Here is a 20281-nt window from a genome sequence, read left to right as displayed (position 1 = left end):
GTGACGGATTTTCGGGTACAACACTACAGGAGCCTTACCCGAAATTTGCAGAAAGTCAGGTGAACACACAGTATGTCGATTCTTACGTTTCACGAAGTCAGCTATCAACACATCTTACACGAAATAACGGGTGAGTTCCGCGAAGGTGTCATTACGACGCTCGTCGGACCGAGTGGTGCCGGAAAATCCACGACATTGAAACACATCAACGGACTTATTTCTCCCGATCGCGGCGAAATTTGTTTTCGAGGCGAACCACTCGAGCAGATGAATCTGCTCGACGTCCGCAAACGGATCGGAATGGCGTTCCAAAGCGCGCCGATGATTCCAGGTACCGTCTACGATAATATTAATTTACCGAAATCGATCTTCGGGGAATCGTTACCACGCGAAGAGGCGGAACGCTTGCTACAACAAGTCGAACTATCCGTCGAACTTGAACGACCGGTCAAAGATTTGTCCGGTGGCGAACGGAGCCGACTCGGAATCGCACGAACACTCGTTAATCGACCGGACGTCCTGTTGCTTGACGAAATCACGGCAAGTCTCGATTACCGGATGGTACAAGAAATTGAGAAGCTGATTCTTGATTTACAGCAGGAGTTGCAGACGACGATCATTTGGATTACGCATGACTTAGAGCAAGCCAAGCGGGTCAGCGACGACGTCTGGTTTTTAAAAGACGGTCGATTGATCGAGTCTGGTGCTTTTAAAGAACTCGTTTCAAGTGGTCAAGCAGAGACACAAGCGTTCTTGAAGGGGGTATCGGTATGAGTTACCTCCAACTGGCGACTTCGCTGATCTTCATTTTGATCCCCCTCGTCTTAGCGCGGACGTTACGGCTTGGTCTAGAGAAGGACATCCTCATCGCAACCGTTCGATCAATCGTCCAACTCTTGATCATCGGGTATATCCTGACGTTCGTCTTTGAAAGCGGTAGTCCAATCTTCATGTTACTGATGATTTTGTTGATGATCGGTGCAGCGACACTGAACGTCATCCGTAAAGGAGACGGGATTCCCGGGATCCAGTGGATCATCTTGTTCACACTGATTGCGGTCGAAGCTTTGACGATGGGCATTTTGCTCGGGTTACGAATCATTCCGTTTGAAGCCCAGCAAGTCATTCCGATCAGCGGGATGGTCATTGGGAACTGTATGATCTTGTCCTTGTTGTTCCTTAATAAGTTCAAGGACGAGGTCGAACGGAGTGACGAGGTCATCGAACTAATTCTTTCACTTGGTGGAGACGCGAAGACAGCGATTGATACGAGCTTAAAAGGCGCGATCCGGACAAGCATGATTCCAACGATTGAAGCGCAAAAAACGATGGGGCTCGTCCAATTGCCTGGGATGATGAGTGGGTTGATCATCGGTGGCGCGGATCCGATGGAAGCGGTCCTTTATCAACTATTGATTCTATTCCTGATCTTGACGACGGCGGCGATGGCATCGGTCCTCGTTGGTTTTCTATCCTACCGTCGACTATTCAATGAAAAAGCACAATTCATCGGTTTGACCTATAAGAAAAAAGACACGTAAGGAGCACGTTATGCAGACTTATCCGATTACTGAAGCCGACCTGCAACTGGTCGAACTAGCAACCGAAACGATTCAAAGCCGCTATGCTGACGATAAACATCACGTCGCAGCTGCTCTACGGACGAAAGATGGCGCGACGAAAGTGGGCGTTCACGTCGAAGCGTATATCGGACGAGTGACGGTGTGCGCGGAAGCCATCACAATCGGTTCCGCCATCACGGATGGATTGACAGATTTTGAAACGATCGTCGCAGTTCGACATCCCTATTCGGATGAAACGGACCGAACGATTCGTGTCGTCAGTCCGTGCGGCATGTGTCGCGAATTGATTTCCGATTATGCACCGGACGCGTTTGTCCTCTTGAAGATCGACGATCAGTTGACGAAAGTGCGGATTGCAGACTTAATTCCACTTAAATATGTTCGTTCGTGATTATAAGAATGGAAAAAAATTCGTTGATTTAAAAAAGAAACGAAGGAACTATCATCGTCTGAGATGTGTAGTTTCTTCGTTTTTCTTTTTGTAGAACACTTAGTTTTGTAATTGAAAAAAGCTCAACATCGTTAATGCATTCTTTTCTTCTCATTATGGTTTCCTTCCTCTTTTTATGAATTATGAAGTAATATAAAAAAAGAAAGGTATAATTTAAAAATATAAAATTTGTAATTTTACTTAAAAATTTTACTTAAATCTAAATTTAAAAGGAGTGTTATCATTTGGCGACGATTAAAGATATTGCTAAAAAAGTAGGTTGTTCCATTTCGACAGTTTCACGAGTATTAAATAATGATTTAAGTTTATCGGTTGGTGATGAGACGCGAACGCGGATATTTGAGGTGGCTGAAGAGCTTGGTTACAAAAAAAAGACGATGAAATCACTCGTTAAAAATATTGCTTTTTTGTATTGGTTGACAGATAAAGAGGAGCTTGAAGATATTTATTTTCACACGATGCGAATTGCGATCGAGAGATTGGCTAGGGAGAATAACATGGAGTTAACGACCTNNTGCTAAACATCGAGGGATTTATTGCAGTGGGTTCTTTTATGGATCGAGAACTGGAATATTTAAGAGAGTTGACGACTAATGGAGTCTTCATAGATTCGACACCAGATGCTGAACACTATGATTCGGTGCGTCCAGACCTTGACCAAATCACACGAAAGACAATAGAAGTTCTGAAGCAGCAGGGACATAAAGAAATTGGATTTATCGGTGGAACTTTTCAGAATGCTGATACAAATGTAGAAGAAATGGATGGGCGGGAACGTGCTTTTCGTAAGTATATGCAGCAAGAAGGAATGCTAAATGAGACATTTATCTTCTGTCATCATGGTTTTTCAGTTGATAATGGCTATTTTTTAATGAGTCAAGCGATTGAACGCCTTGGTGAAAATATGCCAACCGCTTTTTTTGTAGCGGCAGATCCAATCGCCGTCGGCTGTCTGCAAGCACTTCACGAAAAACAAATTGATGTCCCGAACCGCGTCAGCCTGATCAGTGTGAATAATACGAGTATCGCGAAGTATGTTTCGCCTCCCTTGACGACTTTCAATATTGATATTGAAGAAATTTGTAAAAACGCGATTCACTTATTACTTGAACAAATCATTGAAAAACGAAAAGTAGTAAAAACATTGTATATAGGTTCTGAGTTAATTATGAGAAAGAGCACCATTTAATTTTAGTAAAATTTTTACTAAAATTATTTACTAAATCTTTTTAGAGTGTTATATTTTATTTGTTAAAGCGCTTTCATTTGTGTTTTACAATTCTCTAAGGAGGTTTGGTTTTTTTATGAAAAAACAATTAAAATATTCTGCTGTGCTTAGTGGTTTTGTATTGAGTATGTCGTTAGCTGCGTGTGGTCCGCAAGATGAAGCAAAAAATACAGAGACTCAAAATGGAAAAATCAAATTGATTGTTTGGGAAGATATCGAAAAAAGCGAAGGAATCAAGTCTGCTGTGAAACGATTTGAAAAAGAGAATGATGTTAACATCAAAGTTGTTGAAAAACCGTACGCAAAACAAATTGAAGATCTCCGGTTGGACGGACCTGCCGGAACAGGTCCCGATTTATTGACGATGCCTGGAGACCAAATCGGAACGGCAGTAACGGAAGGAATCATAAAAGAAATAAAGGTTTCGAAAGAAGTCCAGTCTCAATATACGGATGTTGCACTTGATTCACAAATCGTCAAGGGCAAAATTTACGGCGTGCCTAAAGCTGTGGAGACGACGATTCTATATTACAACAAGAAATTAGTCTCAGATAAAGCGTTACCTAAAACGATAGAAGACTGGTATACATTGTCGAAAAAGATGAAAACTGAAAAGTCGTTCGGTTTTTTAGCATTGTTTGACCAAGTTTATTATGCGCAGAGTGTCATGAGTGGATATGGCAGTTACATATTCAAGCGTTCGGAAAGTGGAGTATACGACACAAAAGACATCGGTTTAGCGAATGCTGGCGCAATCGAAGGAGCAAACCACATTCAAAAATTCTACAAGGAGAAGCTGTTTCCGTCGGGAATTATTGGTGAACAAGGGATTAACGTTTTGGAATCACTGTTTATTGAAGGAAAGGCAGCAGCTATCATCTCTGGTCCATGGAATGTTGGACCATTTGAGAAAGCGGGCATCGATTTTGGGGTCGCCAAACTTCCTGAGCTTGAAAATGGGAAAAATATGAGTTCATTTTTAGGTGTAAAAAGTTATAACGTTAGTAGCTATTCAAAACACGCAGAGCTTACTGAAAAATTAGCGCTCTATTTAACGAACGAAGAAAATTCAAAAAAACGCTTCGAAATCACAAAAGAAGTACCTGCAATCAGTGCATTAGCGAATGATCCGATTGTTACAAAAAGTCCAGCAGCTCAAGCCGTGGCAGAACAATCAAAATTTGCTGAGTTGACACCAAATATCCCGGAAATGAATGAAGTTTGGAAACCAGTCGATGCAGCCCTTCAAACTATCGCAACAGGAAAAGCTGAACCGAAACAGGCGATGACTCAAGCCGTTGATACCATTGAAGGACAAATTAAAGCGAAGCACAGCTCAAAATGAGAAGGATGACTCCGATCCGTCGGTTAGCCCATTGATGCAGTCTGTTGCTAAATAATTTGTGAAGAGGTGAAAGGCGTGCAACATCGTAGAATAGGTATGCTTTTGTCAGTGATTCCCGGACTCGGGCAATTGTATCATCGTCAGTGGATTAAAGGCGTGTTGTTATTTACGGTAAGTATTGCATTTTTAATTGCGTTCGCTGACTTGTTGAATATGGGGTTGTGGGGTATCGTGACGCTTGGTACGGAAGTGCCGCGAGACAACTCTATATTCTTACTAGCACAAGGTATCATCGCTATTATTGTATTGATGTTCGGTCTTGCCCTATATTTTTATAATCTTCGAGATGCATATCGAACAGGACAAAAAAGAGACGATGGATTACATATAAGTTCATTCAAATCAGATTACTTGAACCTGATTGGACAAGGATACCCTTATTTAGTAAGTAGTCCAGCATTGTTTCTCTTGATTTTTGCGGTTATTTTTCCGATTTTATTTAGTTTTGCTTTAGCCTTCACGAACTATGATCTTTATCATTCTCCACCAGCAAAATTAGCTGATTGGGTCGGTTTTTCTACATTTCTTCAAATATTCACAGTCGATATATGGCGATCGACATTTTTTGATGTGTTGTCATGGACGATTGTTTGGACATTAGTCGCATCGACCTTACAAATTTCAGTCGGTATATTTTTAGCGGTTCTTGTCAACCAGAAAGAAGTTCGTTTTAAAAAAGTCATTCGAACAATATTCGTCCTTCCTTGGGCAGTTCCAGGATTCGTGACGATTCTAGTATTTGCGGGACTATTCAATGATAGTTTTGGTTCAATTAACAACGATGTCCTCGCATTTTTTGGCATCGACGCCATACCTTGGCTGACGAACGAAAAGTGGACAAGGGTGGCACTCGTATTCATGCAAGGGTGGTTAGGCTTTCCCTATGTGTTTCTTGTCACGACAGGAGTCTTGCAATCGATTCCTGAAGATTTATATGAAGCGGCGACAATCGATGGCGCTTCATTCTTTGCAAAATTCCGCTTCATCACGATGCCGATGGTATTACTTGCGATGTCGCCAATCATCATTACGCAGTTTACATTTAATTTCAACAACTTCAATATCATTTATCTGTTCAATGGTGGTGGTCCGTCTGTACCTGGATCGAATGCGGGAGGGACCGATATTCTCGTATCTTGGATTTACAAATTGACGATGCAATCAGGTCAATATGCACTAGCCGCGGCTTTAACGATTTTACTATCGATTTTTGTCATTACAATTGCGCTTTGGCAGTTTAGACGAACAAATTCGTTTAAGGAAGGAGCGTGACGCTAGTGTCGAATATAAAAAGACTACGTTTCATTCGTATGACGATCACCTATGTCATTTTGTTAGTCGTATCGCTCGCCATCTTTTATCCACTCCTATGGACGATTGGTGCGAGTTTTAATCCAGGAAATAGTTTGGTCAGTACATCGCTCATTCCGAAAAATCCTACACTTGATCACTACCGCGAATTATTTGCTGGAAAAGAAAGCCTTCAATATAGTCAGTGGTACATGAACTCATTGAAAATCAGTTTGTTTACGATGATTGGAACTGTCATTAGTGTCTCTTTCACTGCATATGCTTTTTCGCGTTTTCGTTTCAAAGGACGTAATCAAGCATTGACTTTATTTTTGTTACTTCAAATGATTCCTCAATTTTCGGCTTTAATCGCGTTGTTCGTGCTAGCGCAAATTCTAGGGATGATGAACAGCCATTGGTTGTTAATTTTATTGTACATAGGCGGGCAAATTCCGATGAATACGTACTTGATGAAGGGTTATATGGACTCAATTCCATTAGACTTAGATGAAAGTGCAAAGTTGGATGGTGCAAGTAATACAAGAATATTCCTTCAAATCATCATGCCATTATGTCGACCAATGTTAGCGGTCATTGCGATGAATGGGTTCACCGGACCACTTGGAGACTTTGTTTTGGCATCGACGATACTTCGAACACAAGAATCCTATACATTACCCATCGGTCTATTTAACTTAGTGAATGAAGCGATGGGAGCAAGTTATACGACATTTGCAGCAGGTGCGATTTTGATTAGTATTCCGATCGCTGTCGTCTTCGTTCTGCTCCAGAAGCATTTCGTAGCCGGTTTGACGGCTGGTGGAACAAAAGGGTAATAGATAGAAATCAGTTTTTTTAGGAGAGGAATATCTATGGAGAAATCAGGTAAATCTTATGTAACGTCTGCTAGGCGAATGCTCCATGGTGGAGACTATAATCCAGATCAATGGTTGGATGTTCCGCATGTCTTACGCCAAGATATCGAATTGATGCGTCTCGCTCATACGAATACGTACTCCATCGGCATTTTTGCCTGGAGTGCATTAGAGCCGGAAGAAGGGGTTTATACGTTCGAGTGGTTGGATCGAATCATAGATGACATTCATCAAAATGGTGGAAATGTAATTTTAGCGACACCGAGTGGAGCGAGACCCGCATGGTTATCGCAAGCATATCCTGAAGTATTGCGCGTCGATGAACGACGGGTTCGACAGCTTCATGGCGGACGTCATAATCATTGTTTCAGTTCGCGTGTTTATCGGCAAAAAACGCAACACATCAATCGACTATTGGCGAATCGTTATGGGAAACATCCGGCATTATTGATGTGGCATATCTCGAATGAATACGGGGGAGAGTGTCATTGTGATCAATGCCAATCCGCTTTTCGTGTCTGGTTACAAGAAAAATATAAAACACTTGATCGGCTGAATGCTGCTTGGTGGGGAGCATTTTGGAGCCATACGTTCAATGAGTGGTCTCAGATTGAATCGCCGTCGCCAATCGGCGAAAGCATGGTCCACGGCTTAAATTTAGATTGGCGTCGTTTTATCACGGATCAAACCATTAATTTCTATCAAAATGAAATTCAGCCATTACGCGAAGTGACTCCGAATATACCGGTGACTACCAATTTCATGGCAGATACGGATGACTTGATTCCCTTCCAGTCGCTTGATTATAGTCAGTTCGCGAAATATGTTGATGTCGTGAGCTGGGATGCGTATCCAGCTTGGCATAACGACAGGGAGTCAACGAGTCGTTTGGCGATGAAGGTCGGATTTATTAACGATCTATTTCGTAATCTAAAACAACAACCGTTCTTGTTAATGGAATCGACGCCGAGTGCCGTTAATTGGCATCCTGTCAATAAAGCTAAACGACCAGGAATGCATTTGTTATCTTCGATGCAAATGATTGCCCATGGTTCGGATAGCGTACTTTACTTCCAGTGGCGTAAATCTCGAGGGTCATCTGAAAAATTTCATGGGGCAGTCGTCGATCATGATGGAAGTTCTGATAATCGTGTCTTTCAAGAAGTTGCAGAAGTCGGTCGTTTGTTAGAACATTTAGATGAAGTCGTTGGTACACATCGTCCAGCCGAAGTTGCGATTTTATACGACTGGGAGAACAACTGGGCATTTGACGATGCGCAAGGATTTTCGAATGACACGAAGCGTTATCCCCAAACACTCCAAGAACATTACCGGGCGTTTTACGAGCGTGATATTCCGGTAGATGTCATTACAAAAGAACAAGATTTTGATGGTTACAAACTGTTGATCGTTCCGATGCTTTATTTAGTCAGTCAAGAGACAATCGAACGGTTAAATCGATTCGTCGCGCAAGGTGGGACTCTCATATCGACGTATTTGACCGGGCTAGTTGATGAATCTGACTTAACTTATTTTGGTGGATGGCCAAGTGAGTTAACAACGATGTTCGGAATCGAGCCAGTTGAAAACGATACGCTATACCCAATGGATAAAAATGGAGTGAAGTTCCGCGATAAGACATATGAACTAAAGGATTATGCGACAGTCTTGAAAGTAGTGACAGCTGAAACAGTTGGAGTTTATACAGAAGACTTTTATGCTGACACAGCGGCAGTGACGCGGAATAATCACGGAGAGGGCGTCGCTTGGTACATTGGTGGAAGGTTGGAGGAGCGATTCCAAAACGATTTTTATGCAGAAATCATCTCTTCGTTGAATTTGCTGTCGCCTCTTCAGATTGAACATCCAGAAGGTGTCTCGGTGCAGGTGAGAATCGATGCGTCGTCTATCTACGGATTTATCATGAATTTTTCGGAAGAAGTCAAAGCGATTGAACTGAAAAATCCAGTCGAAGAATACTTGACGAAAGAACGACTCATCGGAAATGTATTACTACAACCGTATGAAGTAAAGATTGTGAAGTGTAGCGCCGAATAACAATGTTGTTTGAAAGTGTATTGTGGATATCTGATGGAAGGGATTGTATAAAATAAACTCAGAAAACGAGACTGTGTTGTGAATCGTTATCGAAATTGAAAAAACGTAGGACCTCCTTATCATTCGGTAAGGAGGTCCTTTCGAGTTTACGAAGTAATAGTCAATCGGCTTAAATTGTCTTTGACTTGATTTCGAGTTGATCGAATTCCAAACTGCCTTGAACAACTAAGAGTGTTCGATGTTCGTGTTTTTTATTTCGAGTAAACCTTCTGTTCTTGAATGTAGTGATCTAACGTAGTAATCATCTGTTCACTTACTTTCTATTTTGTATGTTTTATCTTTTCCTTACTAAAAATAGTTCGTTTAAATGAGTACAACTCCTTTTATTCCCATGATAATTTGCGTATAACAGCTTTTTATGTATTTACTTCTAAAAAATACTTATATTGGTTATTATAATGATATCATGTTGCTGGAGGGATCTTGGTGGACAGTTTATTAGAAATAGAACGATTATCAAAAACCTATACGCGGGGAACAGAAACGGTCGAGGCATTAAAACAAATCTCCTTCACGTTAGAAGAAGGTGGTTTCATCGCCATCATGGGAACAAGTGGCTCCGGAAAAAGTACACTATTGAATATAGTAGGGGCACTTGACACACCAACTAGTGGAACGTTGGCGCTAAAGGGAAAACGACAACGCGATATCTTCACTGAACCTGTTGCGACGCTGTATCGTCAGCAGCACATCGGTTTTATCTTTCAATCGTTTCACCTGCTTGATGATTTGACGGTCCATGAGAATATCGCCTTACCGTTGATGTTGAAGGGGATGGATGACAAAACGATCAATCAAGCAGTAGAAATTTGGCTCAAACGAGTCGGACTGACGAAGTGGAAAGAACATCGACCGCAAGAACTGTCTGGTGGACAACAACAGCGCGTCGCGATCGCCCGTGCCTTGATCAGTCGACCACCGATCATCTTAGCGGATGAACCGACGGGTAACCTCGATTTCAAGACATCTGCTGAAATCATGCAATTGCTTCAAGAAATCAATCGCGAACAACAGACGAGCATCCTGCTCGTGACCCATGATGCGACCGTAGCTGCTCATGCGAAACGTGTACTGTATTTCCATGATGGACAGATCGTTGCCGATCAGCTGTCGACCGGAGACGTGGCACCGATCTTAGAGACATACGAGCAGTTCGTGGGGGCTGTATGAAACGACAACATCTCTTCCGTCTTTCTCACCGACTGTACCGTAAAAGTCCGATGATTCTATTGACCTCAATCGGAAGCGTCATGATTTCGATTGGTCTCGTCTTAACGATGGTCATTTTTTTACTACATAATCAAGCTACGATCGAGACAGAACGTGTACAAAAATATGGTCAAGTCGATCTGACGGTCAAATATACACCTGAAGATGAGCAGGCGGATCAGTCCGTGTTTGAGCAACTTAAAAAGGATCACGATGTCTTGGACGCAGAGTCGATCTTACAGACGACAGCGCGCGTCGCTGGTCAAACGATGGCCGACGTGGAAACGATGGGAGTTCATTCGGATGCTCTGACGAAAAGTCGGTATCATTTCACGAACGATTTGAAACAGGGAGAAGCGATCGTGTCAGCTCGACTCGCGACGTCGTTTAATCGTAGTGTCGGACAAACGCTTCGCGTTGGAGAAGCGACGTATCGAATCCGTGAGATTTTACCAAATACAAAAACATCTGAAGCTTCGCACGATCAAGTCTTGCTTTCGTATGCTGATCTGAAAAAGAACCATCCAATCGAAACGAAAGCCGTCTTGCTCAATCTAAAAAAAGAGGTGGATTTCGTCCACTATGCCGATACACTCGTCAAAGCGAATCCGAAGCTCCGGGTTGAACTTGCGGAGGGGCAAGCGCTCTCACCGGCGCTGAACGGCTACATCGGAATCTTGTCAGTACTGATCCTTGTCGTCTCCGGCTTCATCTTGATGGCGAACTTCGACTTGTATTTACGCAAACATGCTGTCCAATTTGCGATCATGCGGACGCTTGGAGCGACAACACGACAACTGTTCCAGCTGTTCTTCGTTCAATCTGGGTTGATTGTCTTAGCCGGAATGATGCTTACGATTCTAGGCAGTATTTGCTTACCGTTACTTGGTCAACTCGTATGGCCGACAGAGGGTAAAATGATCGTCTCCCTCATGATTGATCAGGGAGCGTTCTTGATGCTCGTAACGTTCGGTAGTGCCTTGTTAATTCTGCTGTTGCTCGCGAGTACGGCTTATCGAAAACGGGATGTGTTACCACTCCACGTTTTGCGAGAAAATCTGAAAACGGCGTCACGACCGACCCGGCGAAAACGTCTCGTCCTGTTCAGCAGTGGATTGACCGGCAGCTTAGTATTATTCGCTGAAGTGATTGCCAGTACGGGTGGGTCACGGGCGATCGCCTGGCTCGGTGCGACCGTCGCTTTTTTACTGACGATGTATCTCGCGACGCCGCTCCTCTTGAAAGGAGTGCTCCATCGAGCGGAACCGATCGTTCGTCGGTTAGCGGGACCGACGAGTTTCGTCGCCTTCCGGGGCGTGTTGCCGCAACTTCGGAAAAACGCCTGGTTGATGCTGATCGTTCAAGTATTGATGATTATCGTCGTCATTGGATCGACGTTCCTTGAGACGGTACAACAAAACGAGCGGAACTACATCATCAGCCAATATCCGACGGAAGTCGTCTTACAGAGTCGCTTGGATGAAGGATCGCAAGGGGATCCGCTGCAATTGATTCGACGGATTGAAACCGAGTTACCTGGCGCAAAAGCGACCTTCCTATCGTCTCGAAGCTCCTTTGAATACCAGTTGCCTCAGGAAGATGTCTCAATCGAGTACGAAGTGACGGACTATCGTCGTCTTGACGTCTTAGAAGGAGAACAGACGAGTGACACAGACGGAATCATCATCTCACGTACCTTCGCTAAAAAACACAGTCTCCAAAAAGGCGATACGTTGCCGCTCGGCCGATGGGACGGGGAACAAGAGCGAAGTGTTTCGCTCGGTCAATTCCGAATCGTTGGAATCGAAAAGAAGATAGCACCAGACGTCCTCGTGGATTGGCGGAACGAGGAGCTACGGCAACCAAGCGATCACATGTTGAATGTCTTTATCGACGTTCCATCCGAGTTAAAGAAGGCGCAAGTGACAAAAAAATTATCAGAGATCACGCAAAGTTATCCGACATTGCAAATGAATCGACTATCTGACGCGCTTCACGATGCGGAGCAACAAACGACGGAACGTTGGTTCGTCTTCATCATTGCGCTTGTCGTCATGAGTGGATCCGTCTGGTTCGGACTTGCGAACGCCTTACTCAGTTTCGTGAGTGGAAAACGAGGCGAGTATGCCTTGCTACGAACGATTGCGCTGACTCGAAACAGGCTGCGTCAATTGACACTCATTCAAATGCTCTTGTTCATTGGGAGCGGCATCATCTTCGGACTGATCAGTGGTCTTGGTGCGACAATCTTCGTGACACGGATTGATGATACAGGATCATTCTATCTCAACGTCCCGACGATTGCTGGAACTATTGCCGGTTTGGTGGTGCTTGTCCTAGCCATCGCTTGGTTCGTCACCCGACGGAAGCAGGAAAACCTCGTTCACGAATTGAAACAGTAAGTATGGGCAAGTGAACCGGGGGGATCGAATTGCGAAAAACGATCGGGGCGATTTTATTACTTGTAGTGATTGGCGGTGTTGGTTGGTGGATGATCGCAGATGAACGGGATGCAACCTATGAGCAGATTGTTGAAGTGCAAGTCGTTCGGCACGTGACGAAGCAGTTCGGGCGCGACAATATCGCGTCAGTCAAACCTTATTTCGTAGCGTCCGAATCATCAAAATCACGACGTCACCAGATTGCCGTTCAATTGAAATCGGCACCGACTGGAGAATACCGGATGTACCGCGTATTTCAGAATAAGGTCGAATACATTGGTCGATCACGAACCGTTCGATCAGATTAAACAGGTACGTTGAATCAGTTGGGGGATTTAAATGAAAACGAAAGCCGAACGTATCGCGTTCATTCAAGAAGAAAAACGTCAACTCGCTAAACCACGTTTGTACAGCTCGTTACTGTACGGCTTTAGCATCCTGTTGGTCGTCGCCAATCAGGACATGTACTGGCCACTATTTTTATTATTTGTAGCACTAGTCTGGATTGCGCGGATTCACTCGCAAGAAGTCGAACGTGATATGGCTTTAACGATAGAACCACAGATGAAGAAAATCATTCAATGGCAGTATGTAACGGATTTTCTGTTCGTCATCTTAATGGGATTATTCTTTCCAATACTAATCGTATTCGATTTACCATTTTTCCTAAGTTTTGCCGTCTACGTCGTGTTTGCTATCGCTTTGCTCGTATCAGATATGCTACTTGAACGAAACGGAAAACGTCTCGATGTCGAGCATCCGACGAAGAAGGAATTGCGGACGCATCCGAAGTCGTGGAAAAAGATTTAATTCGTGGAGCCGGTCGTTGAACCGGCTCCTTTTTGAGCATTCCGGTCGCTTCAGCGTGCGAGACTGCCGTATGATGAAAGGGCACATGAATAAGGAGGTCCTCGTATGCTTGCAATCATCATTGGATTTATCATCGGTTTGCTCGTACCGGTTCAAACGAGTGTCAATACGCGATTGCGGGGCGTCGTCGGTTCGCCATTCCTCGCTTCGCTGATTTCCTTTTCGATTGGCTCATTATTCTTATTGATTCTCGTGTTGCTGGTCGACGGGAACCTCACAGGTCTCACAGCTGCTGCCGATGAACCGTACTGGATCTGGGCTGGAGGGGTACTCGGTGTCATCTATTTGACCGGGAACATCTTGTTGTTTCCGCGACTCGGAGGCGTCCAAACGGTCATCATGCCGATTTTTGGTCAGGTCATCATGGGACTGTTGATTGATCATTTCGGATTGTTTGAAGCGAACGTCACGACACTTTCGTTAACGCGGATCATCGGTGCAACGCTTGTGTTACTCGGTGTCGTCGGAACGGTCGCGCTCGGTGACTATTTAGCACGGCGCCACAAGCAACAGATGGCATCAACAGAAAAATCGTTGTTTCTCTGGCGTGTGTTCGGGATTCTGACTGGTACGTTGGGTGCTGCTCAAACGGCTATCAATGGTCATCTTGGAAGTGTTCTCGGTTCAGCCGTGAAAGGTGCCTTGATTTCGTTCGTCATCGGAACGATCGCTTTGTTGTTGCTGAATCTGATTTTACGAACGAAGTGGCAAATTGATCGCTCGCAACCATTCCCCGCCTGGGTTTGGATCGGTGGATTGATTGGTGCATTATTCGTTGCCGGCAATGCCTTCATCGTTCCGCTCGTCGGTACAGGTCTCGCTGTCGTGATCGTCACGATTGGTTTACTGACTGGCAGTCTGTTGATTGATCGTTTCGGTTGGTTCGGTGCAAAGAAACAACCGGTCACGGGTGTTCAAATCGTCAGTCTGCTTGTCATGCTTGGAGGTATCGTGTTGATCCGCATTTAAGAACAGCTCGTTCGAACGTATGGATAGATATGTTGAGAACGAGCTGTTTGTTTAATCGTTCTCAATAAAAAGAAGGAAATGATTTCCTAATCGATGAATTGAGATAAACTGAAGAAAGAGTCATCATTTAGGAAGTAGATTCGGAGGAGAAGTGCATGAATTTAGTGGATATCGAACGACGATTACGAGAGGACTCAGAAGTGCAGTTCATGCTGACGATCGTGGAACGACTCGATTTACCGGATTTGTGCCGGTGTCCTTCGTTCGAAGATTTGGGGCATTGATCAAAACGCACAGTCGGACATCGATATCGTCTATTTTGACCCATCGGATATTTCTGAAACGACGGAAAAAAACATGAGCGGCAATTATGTGAATGGATAGATTTACCGTGGTCTGTTAAAAATCAAACGCGAATGCATCTCGTCAATGGATTACCACCTTATCAGTCCGCAAAGGATGCGATTTCACAGTTTCCTGAGACCGTCACAGCAATCGGCGTGACGAGACGACCAGACTTTGAACTTTACCTTCCATATGGAGCAGATGACTTTATGGATCGGATCATTCGACCGACGCCACCTTTTCAAGTCGGTACCGCGCGTCATTCGATTTTTCAGCGACGTGTGATCGAAAAAGGATGGCAAGACGACCCGGGTCTACAAATATGTAAATGAAACAAGAAGGAGCGTATGTGATGAAACGAATCAGTTATAAAAAAACGATACCGCTTCTACTAGTAGGACTCCTCTGTATCAGCGGATGCGCACCGGAAAAGAACGAGGTGAAGGAAAAGATTCACGTTGATGGTACGAGTTTGTTCGACAGTGGCTCCTATCCGACTGCTGTAGAGACGGCCGAGCATCAGTTTAAATATGACTTGAGTGACAAGTCCACCTATACGTTAAAGCAAGACGATTTCCGAGTGGACGCGCGATTCGATGACTATAATTTACTGCTAGCAAGCGTCATCGATGGACGATATGATTCGCTAATGATTTATGAAAAGAAGTCGAACTGGATATTAAGAAGTTCGATGGAACTCATTCGAGATCAACCAACAAAAGGTGAGGTGATCGCAGGGAGTCTAGCGTGGGAAGGAAACAAGAAAAAAATGACGACGAAAATTGTCACGAATCGTCATTACACGATGATCGAGACACGACTGAAAAGTGAGAAGATTCCGGCACGGTTTGGAGACCGGACACGTACCGTCAAGAGATTAGAAGTACATGTTCAAAAGCAGGGAAAACAGCTCAATCTTGCCTACCAAAACGGAACGGACGTGATGTGGATCGTCAGTGATCGACCGGAACAAGTCCTGCTTCGGCTCATAACGGCATCTCCTGACAGTCCGATTTCGGAACTATCCGATGACTTTTAGATCCGCCTCGGTGGGTCTTTTTTTATTTTCCGTAACCCTACGAGAAATTGTATATAGTTGAGGTCAAGAAGCGTTTATCGGTCATGCATAGCGGGAATCTTATTCATGCAATCATATGTTGAAAATAATGAAACGATCGATGATCAAAAAGGTGAGGTGAGATGTTAACCGTAACGCATTCATAGAAAAGGAAGTGAGAACTTCATGCGATTCAGAAGGGAGCATGTCAATGTCGTTGATCCGGCGCAAACGAAAAAGAGTGTCTATGCGACCGGAATCGGCAATGCGATGGAATGGTTTGATTTTGGGTTGTACTCCTACCTCGCCGTCATCATCAGTCAAAATTTCTTTAGTGGTGTAGAAAATGATGAACTGAAGCTGGTCTTTACGTTTGCGACGTTTGCGATCGCCTTTTTGATGCGACCACTCGGCGGATTGATCTTTGGACGAATGGGCGATCGTCTGGGACGAAAAGTCGTCTTGACGACGACGATCGTCATGATGGCATTTTCGACCTTGTTGATTGGTCTGCTGCCGACCTACGATCAAATCGGTGTCTGGGCACCGATTCTTTTACTGTTGGCAAGGATCTTGCAAGGCTTTTCGACTGGTGGTGAATATGCTGGTGCGATGGTCTATATCGCCGAGTCTTCACCCGATAAACACCGGAGCGCGTACGGTAGTGGTCTTGAAATTGGAACATTAGCTGGGTATATTCTTGCTTCCGTGTTAGCGACGATCTTGTTCGTCTCTCTATCAGACGATCAAATGTCATCTTGGGGATGGCGTATTCCCTTCATCTTAGGCGCACCACTCGGATTATTTGGTCTTTATCTTCGGCGACACCTGGATGAGTCACCGATTTTCGAGAATGAGATCGATGAGAGTGAACAGGAACAAGCGACGTTTCGGACGATCATCCAAGAACACCGGAAAGACATCATCGTCTGCTTTATCGCCGTTGCTTTCTATAACATCACGAACTATATGTTGTTATCCTATATGCCGTCTTATCTGGATGAAATCATCGGTCTACCGAGTGCAACGAGTACGATGTTAATCACCGGTGTCATGATCATCATGATTCCGCTCGCTTTCTCGTTCGGTCGCTTGAGCGATCGACGCGGCAATCGACGATTGGTACTGCTTGGATTGACGGGGTTAGCCTTAACATCGATCCTCTCATTCTTCCTAATCGGGCAAGACTGGTTGTTATTCGTCGGCATCGGGATCTTCATTATTGGTTTCTTTTTGTCAATTTTCGAGGGAACAATGCCAAGTCTGTTGCCAAGTATTTTTTATTCAGATGTGCGATACCGGACGCTTTCCGTTACCTTTAATATCGCAGTGTCAATCTTTGGTGGGACGACCCCACTCGTCTCGACCTGGCTTGTGCACACGACAGAAGATCCACTCGCTCCAGCCTATTACCTGACAGCCGTCAGCGTCATTGGCTTCATCACATTCTTCTTTTTCTTTGAGAACACAGCAGGTAAGGCGCTCAAAGGATCACATCCGACGGTTGCTTCGGAACAGGAAGTACATGAAGTCGCAAAAAATCCAGAAGATGCGCTGTGGTGGAAAGAAGATGACAAAAAAGAATGACGATAAAACGAACAGTCCCTTACTCGATGGAGTGAGGGACTGTTGCTTTTCATGAATTTGTGATGCAACGTTACGAACGTTTAGCAGACTGAAAGACATGTCTAAGAAAATCAGCAATCCGTTGCCAAGCCTGAAGCGCTACGTTTGCGTCACCGTGATGCGTAAAGGCATGGGGTTGTCCGGCAAATTCCAGGTGTTCGACGTGAACACCTGCTGCTTGAAGTCGTTTAGCATACTGCTGGGCTTCCTGCGCCAGTGAGTCGTGCTCAGCCGTCAAAATGAGTGTTCGCGGTAGTGCTTCAAGTTGAGCCGCATAGAGTGGCGAAGCAAGGTGATGATACGCATCTTCCGCGCGAGCGATGTACATCGCATTGAACTGACGTGCCTGCTCAGTAGGTATGGCTTCTTTAAAAAACGGTTTGTCCGCTGGGTCCGTTGCGAGATCGAGTGGAGGGTAGTCAAGGATTTGAGCAATGAGCGGAACCGGATGTGTCTGCTCGGCGTTCCATAACGATATGGCAGTAGCGAGGTTCCCACCAGCACTATGTCCCCCGATCGCGATACGCGCAGCATCGAGGTGTAGCGTATCAGCATGTTGAAATATCCACTGGACGACCTCATAGGTGACGAGGACTGGAACGGGGAATGGATGCTCCGGTGCTAATGGGTACTCGATATTAAAAACATGACAGTTGACGGTCTCAGCAAGAAACAGATTCCATGGTTTGTCCATCTCTGGCGTTCCTGTGATGAAACCGCCACCATGGAAACTGATGAATCCAGGTAATATGTCTGCTGCGTCGATCGGCGAGTGCAGCAATACTCGGACATCGCCGATTGATGTCGGCACCTGTAACGTAGTCGTTATAGCTTGCGGTGGTTGAGGGGGTATGACTTTAGGGCGTTCCTCTCCCGAGCGGATCTGTTCGGCAAGGTCAATCATTTGTTGACGATTCATCGAATTCCTCCTTTATGTCTACCTTCATCATACCGAACAGATTGGTGAATTTCTCTTTTGGATTTGTTTTCTCTAGTTACAGGAAAAAACAGTCAGGTTTTGATACACTTTTGAAAGAAACTAGAAACCGAAAGGATGGAATAGATGCCAACACTTTACATTACGCGTCATGGCGAGACGGAATGGAACTTAGAAAAACGCATGCAAGGCTGGGAAGACTCTCCTCTGACAGCAAAGGGCAGACAGAATGCGCGGGACCTTGGTCACCGCTTACGTGAAATTCATCTGGATCATCTCTATATCAGTCCGATTGGTCGCGTCCGAGAAACAGTTCGAATGATGGATCTCGATCCAGCGATTCCGGTCACCATCGACGATCGATTGCGTGAAATGCACATGGGAACCTGGGAAGGACGGACGGCGGCGGAAATTGAAGTCGCGCATCCGCTTGCTCATGCTGCATTTTGGCAAACGCCGCATACCTACATACCGGAGAGTGGAGAATCCTTTGATGCGGTCCGCGAGCGCATCCTATCGTTTTTGGAACGACTGGCAGACCATGAAGAAGACGAAAACATCTTAATCGTCACCCACGGCATCTTCCTTAACATCTTGCTGACATATCTTCAACGTAAGCCGTTCGCGACATTATGGGATCCGCCGTTCATTCATGGAACGAGTTTGACGATCGTCGAATACAGGGATGGGGAAGCCGTGATTCGATTAGAAGCTGACATGTCGCATGTCATAGCGGACTAAAAAAACGGCGGACTTTTTCTCGGTCCGCCGTTCTCCTTATCGTGATTTCATCAAATAGATCAAAATTGCGCCTTCTTGTTTTCTGACCTTTAGGTGAGGAGAGGATAACGTGTCAATCGAGCGACCGATGATCGATTCTCCTGTCGTATAGCGTTTGAGGAGTAAGGGGTAGAACAAAGCATTCGTCTGTTTCTGATCATTGAATTGACCGCTGTCAGTCTGGACATTTTGAGGTAAGGTATAGACCGTTTTCGTCTCAGTAATACCATTCTTCGCATCAAGCGAATAGGTGAAGGCATGCGAATCCTTGAGCAGGTTCAAATCATATGTCAACTGGAACGGTGTGCGATCAGCACCTCTGGTGGTTCTGTATCGTCAAATTGGACCGCTTTGAGCTCGAGCGGGCGATCGAGTGTACCAGTTAAGAAAAATGTCCGCTGTTGCTGCGACTCGCCTTTCGCGGTAGAGGGTGTGATCGAAAAGTACGACTTCTTGATCTTGACGGTCTCTTTAGGAAGGACGGTTGCTTCCGTTGTGCAACCACCAAGCAAGAAGGGAAGAGTAAATAAGAGCGCGTATTTCATGACGTGTTACTCTTTTCCAAAGTCATAGTGAATCGAGAAAAAATAAAATATTCAAAAAATTAGAAATGATACCTAGATTATACCAACAATGTTTTTGCTAAATAAAGGAGGAAATCATGAAAGGCAAATGGTTATTAGCAACCGTCCTGCTCGTCGGTTGTGCCTCGACAAGTGAAGAGGCCGAATCGACGGCAAAATCGTTATACGTCGCACCGAACGGCAGTGATAAAAATACTGGCACGTTGAAGCATCCGTTTAAAACGATTCGACAGGCGACACAAAAAGCGACTGCCGGTACGACGGTCTATTTGCGAAAAGGAACGTATCACGAAAAGCTGAACGTTAGACAGAACGGAACGAAAGAACGCCCGATCACATTCCGAAACTATCAAGACGAGCAGGTCACGTTAAGCGGGAAAAATATCAAAGATCGGAACGCAACCTTACCGATCGTTCAGGTGAAAAATCGAACATATGTGACAATCCAAGGACTGACGATCGAAGCCGTTCAGTCGAAACGGTCGGATGCGACACCGATCGGCATTTTGGTCA

The 20281-nt window shown here is 44.8% G+C and carries 20 protein-coding genes and 2 pseudogenes; 19 read left to right on the top strand and 3 right to left on the bottom strand.

What is annotated here, in order from left to right; genetic code table 11:
* Positions 1-72: 72 nt before the first annotated feature.
* From B2751_RS07250 to B2751_RS07165, 17 genes and pseudogenes are all read left to right on the top strand, one after another.
* Positions 73-774, top strand: a complete 702-nt coding sequence (locus B2751_RS07250) for an ABC transporter ATP-binding protein (RefSeq protein WP_290773881.1) — start codon at positions 73-75, stop codon at positions 772-774.
* Complete coding sequence (locus B2751_RS07245; RefSeq protein WP_149427472.1) at positions 771-1541, top strand: ABC transporter permease; 771 nt, start codon at positions 771-773, stop codon at positions 1539-1541. The genes B2751_RS07250 and B2751_RS07245 overlap by 4 nt, the downstream gene beginning before the upstream one ends.
* Positions 1542-1551: 10 nt before the next feature.
* Entirely contained in the window at positions 1552-1974 is a 423-nt protein-coding gene (locus B2751_RS07240) for a cytidine deaminase (protein ID WP_290773877.1), read from the top strand.
* A 284-nt stretch (positions 1975-2258) separates the two neighbouring features.
* Positions 2259-3223, top strand: a pseudogene (locus B2751_RS07235) (LacI family DNA-binding transcriptional regulator).
* Between the two features lie 115 nt (positions 3224-3338).
* Positions 3339-4607, top strand: coding sequence for a sugar ABC transporter substrate-binding protein (locus tag B2751_RS07230; RefSeq protein ID WP_290773875.1), 1269 nt, complete (start codon positions 3339-3341; stop codon positions 4605-4607).
* A 75-nt stretch (positions 4608-4682) separates the two neighbouring features.
* The gene (locus tag B2751_RS07225; RefSeq protein WP_214854061.1) at positions 4683-5939 is read left to right on the top strand and encodes a carbohydrate ABC transporter permease; all 1257 of its coding nucleotides are present in this window, start codon (positions 4683-4685) and stop codon (positions 5937-5939) included.
* 38 nt (positions 5940-5977) lie between these two features.
* Positions 5978-6793: a sugar ABC transporter permease gene (locus tag B2751_RS07220; protein WP_214854717.1), complete on the top strand. Its 816-nt coding sequence runs from the start codon at positions 5978-5980 to the stop codon at positions 6791-6793.
* Positions 6794-6829: 36 nt separating this feature from the next.
* Entirely contained in the window at positions 6830-8890 is a 2061-nt protein-coding gene (locus B2751_RS07215) for a beta-galactosidase (RefSeq protein WP_290773871.1), read from the top strand.
* A gap of 483 nt (positions 8891-9373) precedes the next feature.
* Positions 9374-10120 (top strand): ABC transporter ATP-binding protein, encoded by a 747-nt coding sequence (locus B2751_RS07210; RefSeq protein ID WP_396210756.1) that lies wholly within the window; start codon positions 9374-9376, stop codon positions 10118-10120.
* On the top strand, positions 10117-12561 hold the full coding sequence (locus B2751_RS07205; protein ID WP_290773865.1) for an ABC transporter permease: 2445 nt from the start codon (positions 10117-10119) through the stop codon (positions 12559-12561). The genes B2751_RS07210 and B2751_RS07205 overlap by 4 nt, the downstream gene beginning before the upstream one ends.
* Positions 12562-12590: 29 nt before the next feature.
* On the top strand, positions 12591-12908 hold the full coding sequence (locus tag B2751_RS07200; protein WP_035407705.1) for a hypothetical protein: 318 nt from the start codon (positions 12591-12593) through the stop codon (positions 12906-12908).
* A gap of 31 nt (positions 12909-12939) precedes the next feature.
* Positions 12940-13410, top strand: a complete 471-nt coding sequence (locus B2751_RS07195) for a hypothetical protein (protein ID WP_290773862.1) — start codon at positions 12940-12942, stop codon at positions 13408-13410.
* 105 nt (positions 13411-13515) lie between these two features.
* Entirely contained in the window at positions 13516-14439 is a 924-nt protein-coding gene (locus B2751_RS07190) for a DMT family transporter (RefSeq protein ID WP_290773859.1), read from the top strand.
* Between the two features lie 155 nt (positions 14440-14594).
* A complete protein-coding gene (locus B2751_RS07185; protein WP_290773856.1) occupies positions 14595-14723 on the top strand; it encodes a hypothetical protein in 129 nt (42 codons plus the stop codon).
* A pseudogene (locus B2751_RS07175) lies at positions 14674-15116 on the top strand (nucleotidyltransferase family protein). The gene B2751_RS07185 and the pseudogene B2751_RS07175 overlap by 50 nt, the downstream one beginning before the upstream one ends.
* Positions 15117-15136: 20 nt before the next feature.
* Positions 15137-15823 (top strand): hypothetical protein, encoded by a 687-nt coding sequence (locus B2751_RS07170; RefSeq protein ID WP_290773853.1) that lies wholly within the window; start codon positions 15137-15139, stop codon positions 15821-15823.
* Between the two features lie 204 nt (positions 15824-16027).
* Positions 16028-17428 (top strand): MFS transporter, encoded by a 1401-nt coding sequence (locus B2751_RS07165; RefSeq protein ID WP_035407717.1) that lies wholly within the window; start codon positions 16028-16030, stop codon positions 17426-17428.
* Positions 17429-17498: 70 nt separating this feature from the next.
* On the opposite strand, the gene B2751_RS07160 is transcribed toward B2751_RS07165, so the two are convergent.
* Positions 17499-18386: an alpha/beta hydrolase gene (locus B2751_RS07160; RefSeq protein WP_290773848.1), complete on the bottom strand. Its 888-nt coding sequence runs from the start codon at positions 18384-18386 to the stop codon at positions 17499-17501.
* A 144-nt stretch (positions 18387-18530) separates the two neighbouring features.
* Here B2751_RS07160 and B2751_RS07155 point away from each other — a divergent pair, with 144 nt between their 5' ends.
* Positions 18531-19145: a histidine phosphatase family protein gene (locus B2751_RS07155; RefSeq protein ID WP_023468438.1), complete on the top strand. Its 615-nt coding sequence runs from the start codon at positions 18531-18533 to the stop codon at positions 19143-19145.
* A gap of 36 nt (positions 19146-19181) precedes the next feature.
* On the opposite strand, the gene B2751_RS07150 is transcribed toward B2751_RS07155, so the two are convergent.
* Positions 19182-19466: a hypothetical protein gene (locus B2751_RS07150; RefSeq protein WP_290773845.1), complete on the bottom strand. Its 285-nt coding sequence runs from the start codon at positions 19464-19466 to the stop codon at positions 19182-19184.
* An 8-nt stretch (positions 19467-19474) separates the two neighbouring features.
* Positions 19475-19729: a hypothetical protein gene (locus B2751_RS07145; protein WP_290773843.1), complete on the bottom strand. Its 255-nt coding sequence runs from the start codon at positions 19727-19729 to the stop codon at positions 19475-19477.
* Between the two features lie 116 nt (positions 19730-19845).
* On the opposite strand from B2751_RS07145, the gene B2751_RS07140 reads away from it, so the two are divergent.
* Positions 19846-20281: DUF1565 domain-containing protein (locus B2751_RS07140; RefSeq protein ID WP_290773840.1), on the top strand; the 436-nt coding region annotated here is incomplete at its 3' end.

The organism is Exiguobacterium sp. UBA6282 (genome assembly GCF_002440475.1).
Taxonomy (GTDB): domain Bacteria; phylum Bacillota; class Bacilli; order Exiguobacteriales; family Exiguobacteriaceae; genus Exiguobacterium_A.
The sequence above is the reverse complement of the archived record's forward strand: the minus strand, read 5'-3'. Positions and strand labels throughout refer to the sequence as shown.

Excerpts from the sequence above, each read along its gene's own strand:
- B2751_RS07250 (WP_290773881.1), top strand. The coding sequence starts at position 73 with ATGTCGATTCTTACGTTTCACGAAGTCAGCTATCAACACATCTTACAC.
- B2751_RS07245 (WP_149427472.1), top strand. The coding sequence starts at position 771 with ATGAGTTACCTCCAACTGGCGACTTCGCTGATCTTCATTTTGATCCCC.
- B2751_RS07240 (WP_290773877.1), top strand. The coding sequence starts at position 1,552 with ATGCAGACTTATCCGATTACTGAAGCCGACCTGCAACTGGTCGAACTA.
- B2751_RS07230 (WP_290773875.1), top strand. The coding sequence starts at position 3,339 with ATGAAAAAACAATTAAAATATTCTGCTGTGCTTAGTGGTTTTGTATTG.
- B2751_RS07220 (WP_214854717.1), top strand. The coding sequence starts at position 5,978 with ATGACGATCACCTATGTCATTTTGTTAGTCGTATCGCTCGCCATCTTT.
- B2751_RS07215 (WP_290773871.1), top strand. The coding sequence starts at position 6,830 with ATGGAGAAATCAGGTAAATCTTATGTAACGTCTGCTAGGCGAATGCTC.
- B2751_RS07205 (WP_290773865.1), top strand. The coding sequence starts at position 10,117 with ATGAAACGACAACATCTCTTCCGTCTTTCTCACCGACTGTACCGTAAA.
- B2751_RS07195 (WP_290773862.1), top strand. The coding sequence starts at position 12,940 with ATGAAAACGAAAGCCGAACGTATCGCGTTCATTCAAGAAGAAAAACGT.
- B2751_RS07190 (WP_290773859.1), top strand. The coding sequence starts at position 13,516 with ATGCTTGCAATCATCATTGGATTTATCATCGGTTTGCTCGTACCGGTT.
- B2751_RS07185 (WP_290773856.1), top strand. The coding sequence starts at position 14,595 with ATGAATTTAGTGGATATCGAACGACGATTACGAGAGGACTCAGAAGTG.
- B2751_RS07170 (WP_290773853.1), top strand. The coding sequence starts at position 15,137 with ATGAAACGAATCAGTTATAAAAAAACGATACCGCTTCTACTAGTAGGA.
- B2751_RS07165 (WP_035407717.1), top strand. The coding sequence starts at position 16,028 with ATGCGATTCAGAAGGGAGCATGTCAATGTCGTTGATCCGGCGCAAACG.
- B2751_RS07160 (WP_290773848.1), bottom strand. The coding sequence starts at position 18,386 with ATGAATCGTCAACAAATGATTGACCTTGCCGAACAGATCCGCTCGGGA.
- B2751_RS07155 (WP_023468438.1), top strand. The coding sequence starts at position 18,531 with ATGCCAACACTTTACATTACGCGTCATGGCGAGACGGAATGGAACTTA.
- B2751_RS07145 (WP_290773843.1), bottom strand. The coding sequence starts at position 19,729 with ATGAAATACGCGCTCTTATTTACTCTTCCCTTCTTGCTTGGTGGTTGC.